Source organism: Sulfurospirillum arsenophilum NBRC 109478, assembly GCF_000813345.1.
GTDB lineage: Bacteria > Campylobacterota > Campylobacteria > Campylobacterales > Sulfurospirillaceae > Sulfurospirillum > Sulfurospirillum arsenophilum.
The window spans coordinates 18,857-33,850 of record NZ_BBQF01000001.1; the positions used below are offsets into that span (position 1 = coordinate 18,857).

At 37.5% G+C, this 14,994-nt stretch carries 12 protein-coding genes; 7 read left to right on the forward strand and 5 right to left on the reverse strand.

Features of this window, described 5'->3' with window-relative positions:
• Window position 1: 1 nt before the first annotated feature.
• The gene (locus tag SAR02S_RS00080) at window positions 2-1,093 is read left to right on the forward strand and encodes an MFS transporter (RefSeq protein WP_041955739.1); all 1,092 of its coding nucleotides are present in this window, start codon (window positions 2-4) and stop codon (window positions 1,091-1,093) included.
• Here SAR02S_RS00080 and SAR02S_RS00085 read toward each other — a convergent pair.
• From SAR02S_RS00085 to typA, 4 genes are all read right to left on the reverse strand, one after another.
• Window positions 1,077-1,529, reverse strand: a complete 453-nt coding sequence (locus SAR02S_RS00085) for a flagellar basal body-associated FliL family protein (protein WP_041955741.1) — start codon at window positions 1,527-1,529, stop codon at window positions 1,077-1,079. The genes SAR02S_RS00080 and SAR02S_RS00085 overlap by 17 nt on opposite strands.
• The gene (locus tag SAR02S_RS00090) at window positions 1,530-2,498 is read right to left on the reverse strand and encodes a DUF3137 domain-containing protein (RefSeq protein WP_156961420.1); all 969 of its coding nucleotides are present in this window, start codon (window positions 2,496-2,498) and stop codon (window positions 1,530-1,532) included.
• 7 nt (window positions 2,499-2,505) lie between these two features.
• Complete coding sequence (locus SAR02S_RS00095; RefSeq protein ID WP_041955744.1) at window positions 2,506-3,063, reverse strand: LemA family protein; 558 nt, start codon at window positions 3,061-3,063, stop codon at window positions 2,506-2,508.
• 79 nt (window positions 3,064-3,142) lie between these two features.
• Window positions 3,143-4,942, reverse strand: coding sequence for a translational GTPase TypA (gene typA, locus SAR02S_RS00100; protein ID WP_041955746.1), 1,800 nt, complete (start codon window positions 4,940-4,942; stop codon window positions 3,143-3,145).
• A 215-nt stretch (window positions 4,943-5,157) separates the two neighbouring features.
• Here typA and fliK point away from each other — a divergent pair, with 215 nt between their 5' ends.
• The 5 genes from fliK to thyX all read left to right on the forward strand — a co-directional run bounded on the left by fliK (window position 5,158) and on the right by thyX (window position 13,036).
• A complete protein-coding gene (fliK, locus tag SAR02S_RS00105; protein WP_041955748.1) occupies window positions 5,158-6,726 on the forward strand; it encodes a flagellar hook-length control protein FliK in 1,569 nt (522 codons plus the stop codon).
• A 20-nt stretch (window positions 6,727-6,746) separates the two neighbouring features.
• Complete coding sequence (locus tag SAR02S_RS00110) at window positions 6,747-7,442, forward strand: flagellar hook capping FlgD N-terminal domain-containing protein (protein WP_041955750.1); 696 nt, start codon at window positions 6,747-6,749, stop codon at window positions 7,440-7,442.
• An 11-nt stretch (window positions 7,443-7,453) separates the two neighbouring features.
• Complete coding sequence (locus SAR02S_RS13130; protein WP_052433486.1) at window positions 7,454-9,775, forward strand: flagellar hook-basal body complex protein; 2,322 nt, start codon at window positions 7,454-7,456, stop codon at window positions 9,773-9,775.
• Window positions 9,776-9,862: 87 nt separating this feature from the next.
• Window positions 9,863-12,364 (forward strand): flagellar hook protein FlgE, encoded by a 2,502-nt coding sequence (gene flgE, locus SAR02S_RS00120; protein WP_041955752.1) that lies wholly within the window; start codon window positions 9,863-9,865, stop codon window positions 12,362-12,364.
• A 57-nt stretch (window positions 12,365-12,421) separates the two neighbouring features.
• Complete coding sequence (gene thyX / locus SAR02S_RS00125; RefSeq protein ID WP_041955753.1) at window positions 12,422-13,036, forward strand: FAD-dependent thymidylate synthase; 615 nt, start codon at window positions 12,422-12,424, stop codon at window positions 13,034-13,036.
• Here thyX and ruvC read toward each other — a convergent pair.
• Entirely contained in the window at window positions 13,033-13,506 is a 474-nt protein-coding gene (ruvC, locus tag SAR02S_RS00130) for a crossover junction endodeoxyribonuclease RuvC (protein ID WP_041955756.1), read from the reverse strand. The two genes, thyX and ruvC, sit on opposite strands and share 4 nt — an antisense overlap.
• A 159-nt stretch (window positions 13,507-13,665) precedes the next feature.
• Between ruvC and dnaA the strand changes: the two genes are divergently transcribed.
• The gene (dnaA, locus tag SAR02S_RS00135) at window positions 13,666-14,991 is read left to right on the forward strand and encodes a chromosomal replication initiator protein DnaA (protein WP_041955759.1); all 1,326 of its coding nucleotides are present in this window, start codon (window positions 13,666-13,668) and stop codon (window positions 14,989-14,991) included.
• Window positions 14,992-14,994: the final 3 nt, after the last annotated feature.

Sequence of the window (14,994 nt, forward strand, 5' to 3'; positions counted from 1 at the left end):
CATGATCTTTTTTAAAATCTCAGGTTTTTTCTTTTTTTACTTTGTCGTCACAGGTGTTTATGTTATCTTTATGCCTAAAATTTTACAGATGTTAGGCTACAGCGCACCTCAAATTGGTGCCATCTTTGCACTAGCTCCTTTGATGCGCTTTTTTGTACCCTTTTTCTTTCTTAAACATTTTGAGCTGACACAAAAGGTCTTTTATACAGCCCTAGGTGGCGCACTGATCGCCATTATGCTCTTTTACCCGACCATTCATCATTTTTATCTTTTTATGTTGCCAAATATGCTTTTGGGCGCATGCCTTGGAATGATATTGCCCTATATTGAAACCTTTGCGATGGAACATCTGCAAAAAGAGCGTTTTGGACGATCACGTCTGTTTGGCTCTATTGGTTTTATGCTGATAGGCATTGTTTTAGCACGCCACCTAGAAGACTACACCAATGGCTTGCATTATCTGCTCTTAGCGATTAGTTTAACCGCTTTTTTTGCCTACTGGCTCACACAAAATAATGCGCACTTCACAACCGCAACTGTCAATACTACAGAGCCTTTTAACTTTTTACATGTAAAGTATTTGTGGCTTAGTCTTTTTCTCATGCAAGTAAGCTTCGGAGGATTTTATAACTTTTTTACCATTTATGAGACAGCGCATGGTATTAGTCTTGAAGTCACAAGTTATTTATGGGCTTTCGGTGTTATTTGTGAGATTGTTTTATTCTATTTTCAAGCGCCATTGTTGAAACGCTTTAGCCTTTTATCACTCGTGAAATTGGGTGTTTTTGCAACCGCTGTTCGCTGGTTTTTGCTCTTTTTATTCCCATCATCACTCTTTATTTCTTATGCTTCGCAGTCTTTACATGCTTTTAGTTTTGCACTGCATCACACCGCAGCACTTAGCCTTTTGTACACACTTTATGCACATAAAAAACTAGCAGCACAATTTTACTATGGTTTTTCATTTGGACTAGGGGGTTTCGTAGGAGCATTGCTTGCAGGTTATTTTTACGGTGAGTATCTTTACATGTATGCGAGTTTCATTGCATTGCTCTCGCTTGGAAGCTTAATGCTTTTCAAGGTGAAAGAATAAAATTTTTAATATAAATCGTCTCCACCTGATACCCAAATGTGCTTTCTATCATATCGCTTAGCTCTTCTTTGAGGCGATCTTTTCCACTAACGGTTTCTAGCCCGTTGGCATCCATCGTGTTAAGGTATTGTAAAACGGCATTTCGAACACTATCCATATTGCCTTGAATCGCCTTTTTGCTTGTTTTACTTTTCATGACTAAGGCAATGTCTGCTTTTAATATCTTGTATTTTTGAGATTTTATATTGATATAAATGGTATCAAGATTTACCTCTTTAGCATCCGTGCTAACATTCGTAGCGCGTTTTACTGTTGTCGTCTCGTATGATGGCTGAGCGTTATCCTCTTTGAGCATATAATTGATCGTAATAAAACCAATGATAATTAACAAGGCAATAAAGCCTAAAGAGATTTTGAGTAGTTTTTCATTAAACATTTAATGTTTGCTCCATAGTTTTTCATTGAGTTTAAATTCATTGACGATGCCAATAATCATCGACAAGCGTTCAAAATAGTCTTTGATAGAGTCAAAATCTAATAGCGAACGTAATAATATCGGCTCAAAGAGCGGTTTGGTGTAATGCAAGGCTAAAAACATACTAGAATCGACAAATGATAGGTAAAGTGGTTTATCTATTTTTGTGCGAAATTGGACAATTTTTTCCATCAATGCGTGTGAGAGAATATAGCGACTCTCGATCTGATCACTTCCATACACTACAAAAAGTTTTTCAAATTCCACGTGATCTAGTTTAATAAGCTCGCCTCGTTGCCTATTCATTCCCTGCATCCATGAGCCCAAAATACCAAAAGAGTGTTCAGCAATATCAGGAAGAACCACGACTTTTGAATGAAATGTTTTATTAAAATCTGCTCTAAAAAAGAGTCCTTGAAAAATGTCTTGCCACACTTCTTTATCATCTTTATCATGCACTTTTTTCTCTACATGTAAATCACAAAAACGTACATTCACGCTATCAATAGAACCACTCACAAGGTCTTGACCAAAGAATCGATCATAAGGTTCAAGAAAAAGCTCACTGTGTTGGTACTCGTGCTCATCAATGGAGCCTGTTTTGGTGTAAATCAAAGAAGGGTCTATGAAATGGATGATCTTTCCTATCACATGATCTTTAAAAAGCGAAGTATAGCCTACCTTCACATAGTGATAGATGACCGCAAAAATAATCAGTCCAGCTATTCCAAGAATGAGAGAGGTATGCAGTGGACTTAAATAAGCATTATGAATGAGTATAAAACTAAGTAACGTGATGCTACAAAAAAGAACAATCACTGTCTTTTTAAGCGTACCAAGAGCCTTTAGGCGCTTCTCTTCCAAAATTTTAAGTGTTGGATACATTGACTCATTGTAATAATCCAGAAAGAATGCAAGAGTTGGTTTCAAGGTTTACCTATTTTTGAAAAAGGTTTTTCACATCAACATTTTGACGCTCACTTGCAGGTACACTGAAGACCTCTTTGCGCCCTAATTTCATCACTTTTGCCATAAAGTTTGTCGGAAACATCTCTATAGCATTATTATAATCTGTCACACTTTGATTGTAAGCCCGACGTGCTGCCGATATTTGCTCTTCTAATTCACCCAATGTACCTTGAAGATGTAAAAAATTTTCATTGGCCTTAAGCGTTGGATAGTTCTCTACCGAAACCATTAAATTGCCGAGCATTGAAGTAATTTGTTTATCAAGTGCTATTGTCTCACGATTATCAAGTGTACTTGTAACCGCTTTGGAACGAAGTTCGGTCATTTTTTCAAGCGTGATCTGCTCATGCACCATATACTCTTGAACACTGGCAATAAGATTTGGAAGAAGATCGTAACGTTTTTTGAGGATAGCATCAAGTCCTGCAAAGATATTTTCGACTTGATTTTTTTTGGAGATAAGTGTGTTATACATAAACACAATGATAAGAAAAATGACACCTGCAACAATTAAAAACGTTTCCATTGTAAACCTCCTTTATTGTTCAGACATTATACGATTTTGCCAACAGAATGTTGGCAAAATCTTTACATGTAAAAACTTCTTAGCGGCTCATACGTTTACGTTGATTTGGATCTAAGTATTTTTTACGAATACGAATTCCGATTGGTGTTACTTCAACCAACTCATCGTTTTCAATCCACTCAAGCGCAAGCTCAAGGTTCATTTTGCGTGGTGGAACGAGTTTAATCGCTTCATCAGCACCACTACTTCTGACGTTACTTTGTGGCTTACCTTTAATCGGGTTAACATCCAAGTCATTTGGACGTGAATGCTCACCAATAATCATACCCGCGTAAACTTTAACTTGTACATCAATGAAAAGTGTACCTCTCTCTTGTAAACTAAAGAGTGAGTAACCCATTGCTGTACCACTTTCCATAGAGATAAGCGCACCATTTTTACGGTGTTCAACTTCGCCACTTAACGGTCTAAAATCTAAGAATGAGTGGTTCATAACACCCTCACCTTTAGTGTCTGTCAAAAATTGTCCACGGAAGCCGATCAAACCACGAGCAGGAATTTCAAACTCAATACGTGTTTGACCATCACCTGTTGGGTTCATCGCTTTCATTTCAGCTTTTTTACGACCTAATTTTTCAATAACCGTTCCGGTAAATTCATCAGGTACATCAACAACTAAGTGCTCATATGGCTCCATTTTGACGCCATTCTCTTCTTTGATAATAACTTCAGGACGCGCAAGTGAAAACTCAAAGCCTTCTCTTCTCATATTTTCAGCCAAAATCGTGATTTGAAGCTCACCACGTCCGCTTACTTTAAATTTACCTTCGCCTGCATTCTCATATCGCATCGCGATATTTGTTTTCATCTCAGACTCTAAACGCTCATTGATTTTGTTTGATGTGACGTATTTGCCGTCAAGTCCTGCAAAAGGAGAATCATTAACACCAAAAACAACAGAAAGAGTTGGCTCTTCGATATGCAATGGATCAAGTGGCATTGGATTATTTGGATCAACAATACTATCACCCACGTCAAGTGTTTCAAAACCAGCAATCGCAACGATGTCGCCACTTTCTGCTTCCGTAATATCAATTCTATCGAGTCCATGGAAACCAATCAATTTGGAAACACGTCCGCGTAATTGCTCACCATCAGCTTTTGCTAGCATTACAGTCTCGTTCTTTTTAATTCTTCCGTTAAAGATACGTGCAATACCAATTTTTCCTACATAGTTGTCATAATCAAGTGTGAAAACTTGGAGTTGTAGTGGATTCTCTGCTGAACCAGTAGGAGCGGGAACATGCTTAATAATAGTCTCAAATAAAGGCTCAAGATTTTTACTTTCATCGCTCATATTGTATTTAGCAAAACCATCACGTGCAGCAGCATAAATGATAGGGAATTCAAGTTGCGCTTCATTAGCACCAAGTGCTACTAAAAGGTCAAATACCTCATCGACAACACGCTCAGCATCAGCTGCTGGTTTGTCGATTTTATTGACAACAACGATTGGGCAAAGACCAAGACTAAGTGCTTTTTTAACAACAAACTTGGTTTGTGGCATAACGCCTTCTTGTGCATCAACAAGAAGTAAAACACCATCAACCATTTTTAAAACACGCTCAACCTCACCACCGAAGTCAGCATGGCCTGGAGTATCGATAATGTTAATTTTTGTGTCTTTGTAACGAATAGCTGTATTTTTAGAAAGAATAGTAATACCACGCTCTTTTTCAAGATCGTTACTATCCATTGCTCTTTCTTCTACTTTTTGGTGTGCTGTATATGTTCCTGATTGTTTCAACAGCTCATCGACTAAGGTTGTTTTCCCATGATCAACGTGCGCGATCACGGCAATATTTCTAAAATCTTGCAAAAAATTCTCCTCGAAAATAACTTTTACATCTCATATAAAACGTACGGGATTGGTGTAGTTTGATGAAGTAATATGCTTCATTATACCACGTTCTTACTAAAATTAAAATATCCTTACATGTAAAACGATTGAGAGCTGCTTAAATCAAAATTGGAATGAGTATTGCTTGTTAAAAGAGTGGAATTATCTCTAAAATTAACACTAAGGCAACGGCAATGCAAGATATTCTCTCTTTTGTTCAGGTTACAAGTCCTAAAACTCTTGCGCCTTCTACACCTAACACGATGAACAACCAGAGTAGTGATGGCTCTTTTTCAGAGAGTTTCTTTTCTATTATTCTTGGACAATTTGCAGAAGAAAGTGTGCAAACACCTCTAATCGAACTTAATCAAGAGCTTCCAACAACACCAAACCTTGAGCTTAATACAGCGGATCAAGAAGCTAAAAGTGTCGATGAGCACCTCTTAGATGATCTTCTTAGTGTGGTAAATGCTCTTCAACAAAATTCACAAACAACCGTTTTTCCTACACTTAACCCTTCTTCTACATTAGAAAAAATTCTTGGAAGCGAAACAGCACGCCAAGATTTTGCAAATGTTAAAAACGTAAGCGATTTGATGGATTTATCGAAAAAATATAATCTTGGATTAGAAAAGCTTTCGATCTCTCAAGAGAGTTTAGAGAGCCTTCAAACAAAATTTCCAAAACTTACCCAAAACAATTTTTTTGATGACCTACAAACAGCACTCAATACGGCACAAAGTACCCAAAATAGTGAAACACCCAAAGCGGAGACCACCAATATTATGAGCCTTTTAGGTAAAGAGCCTCCCAAAACAGAAACAACGCCTGTTTCATCCATATTGAGTACCCTTATAAATAAGCCATCCGAACAGAATATTCCAGTAGATGATACTACACCATTGAATACACCCGTTGTTCAAGAACCTGTTATAGTAAATGAAAAGCAACAAAATGTTTTGGCTCAGGCGCTTCAAACACCTCAAGAAGAGAGTGTTCAAGCGACAACCATACCTGTTGAAACAACCACACAAAAAGTAATTGTTAAAAACAACGAAGTAAAAAAAGCGACACCAACAACACCAACAACAGACGTCATCCCTCAAGAAGAAACTGTACAGATAGCTTCAACACGTACGAATGACATTAAAAAAGAACCTCTAGTAAAAACAGAAGAAAATGATACGCCCGATACACTCTTAAAACCTCTTAAATCAGAGAAAACCATCAGCGATACCGAAGAAGTAGTGCCCGTGCAAAAAATTGTCAAAAACGAAGAAAATGAAACAACACAAAGCTCATCTGAAGAGAGTCAACCTATAACAGATGTTAAAAATGACATCAAAACAACCAAACAAGACACAACGGTTAAAAATACACCCGTAAAAGAGAGTTTAAATCAATTTGCAAGTGATCTTAAAGAAAAGATTGAAACGTATAAACCTCCTATTATGAAAGTAGAGCTCTCATTGAGTCCTAAAAATTTGGGAGAAGTTGATGTTACCTTGTTAACACGAGGCAACAATTTACATGTAAACATCTCATCCAACACCAGTACAATGTCACTCTTTACTCAAAATCAAAATGACGTTAAAAATGCCCTGATTAATATGGGATTTAGCAATTTGGAGATGAATTTTAGCGATCAGAACAATAAAGAACAACCACAACAAAACAATCAAAAACAAAACAATGGTAACTTTGAAGAGTTTAATGAAGAAGAGACCGCTCTTTTAGAGATCGTCATTCCTCAATATGTATAGATTATAAAAAAGGATACATTATGGCAACAGTAAATACAAAAGGTTATGAAAGCCTTATCACCCCAGGTGCAACAAGTTCAACGACAACAACAGCTGCAGCAGCAACAGGAAGTTCAGATACATTAGGAAAAGATGACTTTTTAAAGCTTCTGCTTACAGAGCTCCAGCACCAAGACCCTACTAGTCCTATGGATTCAGATAAAATTTTAACCCAAACCTCTCAGCTTGCTACGTTAGAGTCTGCAACTAAAACAAACACTGCGTTAGACAATTTGTCAACACAACTCAAAGAGAGTGTCAGCTCCAACGCAACAAACTTAATCGGTAAAATGGGAAGTTTAGGCTATAACGCTATTACACTTGCCGATAGTAAATCAACCTATGAAGTTTATTTTCCAACAGAAATTAAAAGCGGAACACTCACCATCACAGATAAAGATAAAAATGTTGTACAAACTATCGATCTTAAAGATGCGGTAGGGAAGAGTGGTGTTATCTCTTTTACTTGGGATGGTAAGGATAAAAATGGTGCACAGCTTAAAGATGGTTACTATAGTGTTACCGCAGCGTATCTAGATAAAAATAATGATCAAAAAACAACACAATTTGGCGTTTACCCTGTCGAATCCATTCGCTATGAAAATGGAGCTTCCTATGTCAAACTTGGCTCCACTTATTATCCAATAAGTGATGTTGTCGAGTATTACCAACCATAAAGGAAACTCCCATGAATAGCTCTTTTTATAATGGTGTTTCTGGTATCAAATCACAACAATTTGCGATGGATGTCCAAGCCAATAATATTGCAAATGCTAATACCAATGGGTACAAATACAGTAGCCCAGAAATTTCATCTCTTTTCTCAACAGCATTAACAGGTGCTTATGCTTCTTATGCTAACGATAGAGGGCTTGGAGCCCAAAGCCAAACTACGGCTCTTAATATGGGACAAGGTGTTCTTGAAAATACTGACAGCCCTTTTGATCTTGCTATTCAAGGCGAGGGTTGGTTTGGTGTCAAAGGGCAAAATGCAGCCAAAACATATTACACACGGGCAGGCTCTTTTTCACTGGATGGGAAAGGCTCTTTAGTCAATGCTGATGGTTATTACCTTATGGCAACATCGGGTAATAATATGACACCTGCATCGCTTGATGCTGCAACGCTTGCTAAATTTGGAACGTATTACAAATCAACTTCCACCAGCCCTGTCACACCTTATGCCATTACACCGATGACCGATATTCCGCTAGGAACTGTTGGAGGGCAAACAAAAGTAACATTGCCTGACATTCTTTATTATCCACCTGTTGCAACATCCAAAGTTTCTTACGGTGCTAATCTTGACCCTAAAATTACTACGGGCGCCGTTGTTGTTCCTCTTAACGCAGCCGATTACACGGCAACCGTAACTCCATCGGTGCTAGCAAGCTTAAGTGGAACCATCAGCAATACAACTGCCCTTCTAAATCCACAAGCTGGAGACGCTGTTACCATTACCCTCACAGACATTGATGGAAAAACACAAAATATTTCAACAACACTGGATGCCTCTCTTAACTGGAGTATTTTAAATACAGACATTAGTGGTTTAAACACCACCTCCAACGTAACCGCAAGCGTGTCAGTTTCCTACCCAACCGTTGTTGCACCGCTTAATGCGGCTGATTATGTCTCAACCGTGACTCCAACGCCGTTAGGAAAAGCAAGTTTAAGTGGAACAGTTAGCAATACACCTGCCCTTCAAAATCCTAAAGCAGGCGACCAAGTTACCATTACCCTCACAGACATTGATGGCAAAACTCAAACTATTTTAACAACACTAGATTCCTCTCTTAACTGGAGTATTACAAATGCAGATGTGAGTAGCTTAAATATCACTTCTAATTTTACCGCAAGTGTATCGGTGACCTCCCCTGCAGCTACTATACCTCTTAATGCGGCTGATTACACCGCAGCAGTAACACCAACTGCTTTAGGGAAAGTGAGCTTAAATGGAACTGTTAGCAATACAACGGCCCTTCAAAATCCCAAAGAAGGTGACACCGTTACGATTACATTTACCGATATCAATGGAAAAAAACAAAATATTTCAACAACGCTTGATGCCTCTCTTAACTGGAGTATCACAAATGCAGATGTCAGTAGCTTAAACACCAATTCTGATTTAACCACAAGTGTTTCGGTTACCTCCACACAAGAAGTTGTCAATACAGAGCATTATACTACGGGTATTATTGCCCCTGATGGAACAAAAGATATCATTGATATGACCTTTACCAAACAAGTACCTCAAGGTTCATCAGGCAGTACATGGAATGCGAATGTTAAGGTGCTAAGTTACCTTGAAGATTATGTTGTCGAAAATTATGATGCTACAAAAACATACGATCCTTTAGTATATAACGTTGATCTCACAAAAGGAACTGTTACAAAAATTTATGATCCTACAAAATATTATGTCGATACATCAGCCAATAAAGTCTATGACATTGTCGATGCCCAAACAGGGGTACTCACCTTTGGTGGAGCAGGACAACTTTTATCAAACTCACTCCCCGCGCTCTCCAACGGAGGAACACCTTTAGAGCTTAACCTTGGAACGGTTGGTGGTTATGATGGACTTATTTCGAGCACCACGATCAAAAAATCCAATGTTGTAACTTCCAATGGTACAGTCGAAGGCTTTTTAACAGGCTACGCAATGGATGGTAACGGTAACATTGTTGCAGGATTTAGTAATGGTAAAAGCTCTGCCATTGCCAAAGTTGCCATTTATCATTTTCAAAATGATCAAGGTCTTATGCAAGACTCTGCAACACTTTTTGAAAAGTCTGACAATAGCGGTGAACCCATTTTTTATACCGATAAAAACGGTAAGAGTTTTCTAGGTTCTACCATTTTTAGCAACAAGCTAGAAGGCAGTAACATTAACATGGCTACGGCGTTAACCGAGCTTATTATTGTTCAAAAAGCGTTCGATGCTAGTTCAAAAAGCATCACGACAAGTGATGAATTACTTCAAAATGCTATTAACATGAAAAGATAAACGAAAATCACATTTTCATGGAATAAAAATTGCTTTCATTTTGATACAAATTTATAAAAATAAAAAGTAACTTTAAAAGGATACGCTATGATGAGATCACTTTGGGCCGGCGTTACCGGATTGCAGGCACACCAGATCGCAATGGACGTTGAAGGTAATAACATCGCAAACGTTAATACCACAGGCTTTAAATACTCTCGTGCAAATTTTTCGGATCTATTAAGTCAAACCGCCAAAATTGCGACAGCGCCCCAAGGTGAACTCGGTGGTAAAAATGCCATGCAAATTGGACTTGGAACACAAATCAGCACAGTTACAAAAATCTTTAAACAAGGCTCCATCGAAACCACTGACAAAACCACCGACCTTGCGATTCAAGGCGATGGATTTTTCGTTGTCTCTCCTGATGGCGGAAGTACCTACAAATACACGAGAAGTGGCGACTTTACCTTTGATGCCGATGGTAACTTTGTTGATACCAATGGATACATTGCTCAAGGATGGGTTAGAGATAAAATAACTAACAATATTGATTCTACTTCACCGATAGGAAATATTACCATTCCTCCAGGACTCACTACACCTGCAAATGATACAAGCTTCATTTCTGTTAAAGCAAACTTAGATTCAGGCATTAGTGTAGGTACAAAAATATCACCTGCCTATCAACTTGATCAATACAGCGGCTGGTACGATAAAAATACCGATGGCGTTAGAGACACCGCGGCTGGAACTGGCGCTTCTGAAGTACACAATGAAAATGATGCATTTGATAACTATTACAACACCAGTGACAAACTTGTTGAACGTGGTTTAGATATGGGTGCTCTCTTTAATTCAACAGGCGATGCCTTTAGCTTGCGTAATGGTCAAGGCGTATGGGTAAGTTATGCCGAAGCAAAATGGACTTCTGCTTCTGTTACAACTTTTGGTCAATTAGATATTACTTTAAATGGTACAACTATTTCTGGACCTGTTACTAGCATTGGCGATATTATTAATGCAATTAGTGATAAATCAAGTGTTACAGGGATTACAGCAAAACTTACTGGTACCGATCAAATAACATTAATTAATACCAATAGAAATGGTACTGAAGAGAGTATGAAGAACATTAAGTTGACCGTTAATGCAGGTAATGCTGTAAATGGTTTGGCTAATACCGTTGTTAATACAGCCTATCAGTATGCTTACAGTAGTTCATTTAGTGCTACTACTCCTAATTATAATGATAATACAGTAAGACAATTTACAACAACTGAAGATTTACGTAATTTTATGCAAACAGATGCACGATTAAACGTCAACTATCAAGCAAGTACAGTTGCTACGATAGGTGCGTGGACTGGAGCAACCGCTTTAGCCAATAAAAATGATGGTGTAGCTGTCATTATGAATAATCAAGGACAATTCCAGATAAACAACCCTGTGGGTGATGCTGTTAATACAGATGATGGTGATATTTTTGCAGGGACAACTTTATCAGCAGCAAGAAGCATCCCTGCAGGTATTGCTTTTGTAGCTGGTGATTTTATCAATAATTCAGGTGCTGCGATTACTATTCTTGCAGCAGATAATAGTACTGGTGCCAATATTACTATCCCTGTTGGTGGCACGTTAGTAACACCTTTTACTTTACTTAATCCAGTTACACTCCCTATTGGAACTACATTTGTCAATAATATTAATATCGATACCGTTGATCAAAAACAAGATATGTATCTCTCTATTACTGGACTTACAAATGCTAGTACAGGAATAGGCGTAAATACAAAATTTAATTCTGCAATGGAAGGTCTTGGAGGAGCAATTACTACAGGTACTTCTTATAGAACTTCTCAAGGTATTTATGCAGCCAGTCATGCTTCAAGTATTGATGTGTATGACTCACTGGGTTCAAAACATACGGTACGCTTTGAGTTTACTAAAACAGGTTTTACAGATAGCGGTGGAACAGAGTGGTCTGTTCAAGTTAGTGTTCCTTCCCCTGGTAAAATCAACTCGGCTGGATCAACAAAACAGCCTGAAAATATTATTACAGGAACCATTAGTTTTAACTCTGATGGTTCATTATCAACATTTTCACCAACAAATATAACATACACTGCAAATAACGGTTCAACACCTAACCAAAATATTGAGCTTAATTTTGGTACGAGTACTCAATTCGATGGTATGACCAGTTTTGATAAAGACTCTAACACTTCAGGTATTAGCCAAGATGGTTATGCAGGTGGTGACCTTAATGGTCTTAGTGTTGATGAAACAGGAACGATCATCGGTAGCTTTACGAATGGGCGAAGTTTTGGGTTAGCTCAAATTGCTATGTCAACGTTTACCAACAACCAAGGTCTAGAGAGTGATGGTGGTAACTGTTTTATTCAAACCTCAAACTCAGGTGATCCTATCGTTGGACAGGCAAGTTCGGGTGGTAAAGGTAGTATTCAGGCAAGCTCCCTTGAGATGAGTAACGTTGACCTTTCACGCTCCTTAACACAGTTGATTGTTATCCAAAGGGGTTATCAAGCGAACTCAAAAACGATCACAACCGCCGATGAAATGTTAAACACTCTTCTACAACTCAAATAACAATTTTTTAGCTTACATGTAATACAATGAGTCCCAAAAAAACTTGGGACTCAACACATGAAAATCACACTCAACCACTACACACCCCTACTCATTTGTGCCGATGCTATTCGTACATGCTGGCAAAGTTTTGACAAAAGTGACGAAGGTGGCGAAAAAGATAAAGAACTCATCGATCGTGTTGGCAATAAATTTAAACATGCATCAACCTTAGAGCATCTTGTCTATAACTTTTACATCGAAGGAGTTTCCCGTGCTCTGCTTCAAGAGCTTGCACGTCACCGTATGGCTTCACTTTCGGTTAAATCAACACGCTACACTCTTAAAGAGTTAAAGAACGAAGAGAGCTTTACATGTAAAGATTTTGAGCGTGCTTCAAAGTACTTGGTTTTAACAGATATTGAGATGGTGGATGAAATGAGCATCAAGGCACTTGAAAACCTTCGTTTAGTGCTTGTGGAAGGCATTAGCAACGATAAGGCGAAATACTGCCTTCCTGAGAGCTACAAGACCGAACTCACATGGACGATCAACGCTAGAAGTCTTCAAAACTTTTTATCTCTGCGCAGTGATAAAAGTGCGCTTTGGGAAATTCAAAATCTAGCCCACACACTTTACGATGCACTACCAGAAGATCATAAATATCTTTTTAATATCAAAGAACCTGTTTAACTTACTTTAACCCTTTGGGCATGCGTGATGGCTATGGCAATAGCGTCGGTAATGTCCAGAGGTTTTATCTCTTGTTTTATGCCCAAAATTTTCTTCACCATAAAGGCTACTTGCTCTTTAGTCGCTTTACCATTACCTGTTACGGCTTTTTTAACTTGAAGAGCGGTATATTCACTAAAATTACCAATCATTTGTAAAATTTTTAAACTGAGCGCACCTCGAAACTGTGCTAGTTTTATCACCGTTTGAGGATTATATGCGTAAAAAATATCTTCGATAGCTACTTCATCAATGGAATGCTGTTTAAAGATGGTATCAAGTCCTTCAACCAACTCCATAATTTGATGTTGAAGTATCTTTTCTTTAATTTTTATAAGCCCTGCTTCAATCAAAATAACACTGTTTTTTTCTTTTTTTAAAATAGAATATCCACAGTTACGCGTTCCTGGATCAATACCTAAAATAACCAATTTTTTGTCCTTTATTCACAGGGTTGTTCACAGGGTGAATAACTTTTTTCACATTATACCTATACACGCTTTAACATATAACTAATAATAGTTTAGATAAAATAAAACAAACTTATTCACATGATATTCACAGGGTGAAGACTTTTTTAAGGAGTGTGTTTGTTAGCAGATAATGTCATAGAACTTTTAAAAGAGGAGATCTCTTCACAAGAATATGATCGCTATATTAAACAACTAAAATTTCACGAAAAAGCCTCTAATTCGGATCAAATGGTCTTTCTTGCCCCTAATATTTTAATCGCTAATTGGGTTAGAACCAAATACGCCGATAAAATTGCCCATCTCTTTGAACTTAAAACGGGTAAAAAACCTGAAGTGAAAATTGTCCTTAAAGAGCATCTTAAAACCACAAAAGCGAAATCAACACCTGTTGAGATGATCGATGCTATTAAAAGCACTAAAAACACTATTTTAAACCCATCGTATACGTTTAACAGCTTTGTTGTAGGAAGCTCAAATCAATACGCTTACACGGCTGCTAAATCCATTGCAGAAAAACCAGGTGTTATGTACAATCCTGTCTTTATTTATGGTCCTACGGGACTTGGAAAAACACACCTTATTCACGCTATTGGTAATTACGCTCAAGGTAAAGGTAAAATCGTTATTTATGCGACGATTGAGCAGTTTATGAATGACTTTACCTATAATCTTCGCAACCAGTCTATGGACAGATTTAGAGAAAAATACCGTAACTGCGATGTTTTGCTTATTGATGATACTCAATTTTTATCTAATAAAATTCAAACACAAGAAGAGTTCTTTCATACATTCAATGAACTTCACTCTGCAGGTAAACAGATTGTTTTAACGTCTGATAAACCACCAAAGATGATTAATGGGCTTGAAGATCGCTTAAAAAGTCGCTTTGAATGGGGTTTAATTGCAGATATTGGCTTACCAGAATTAGAAACAAAAATTGCCATTATTAAAAAGAAGTGTGAACTTGATGGTATTAATCTTAACAGCGATATTGTCAATTATATTGCTGCCAATATGGGCGATAACATCCGTGAAATCGAAAGTGCTATTATCAACCTCAATGCGTATGCATCGCTGATGCGTCAAGAAATTACCCTTGATTTTGCTAAAAATGTTATGCGTGAACAGATTAAAGAGCGTCGTGAAAATATTAGCCTTGAAGATATTATTCAAATTATTGCCAAAGATTTGAATATTAAACCAAGTGAAATCAAATCAACGAAACGTAGTAAAAATATCGTAGAAGCAAGGCGTATTGGTATCTATTTGGCACGAACACTCACACCAAACTCAATGCCATCTTTAGCAACTTATTTTGGAATGAAAGATCATACAGCCGTTTCACACAATATTAAAAAAATTAACGAACTTATTGAAACCAATGAATCTTTTAAACTCAAGGTTGAAGATCTTAAAAATAAAATTTTAACGAAGCAAATGTAAAAA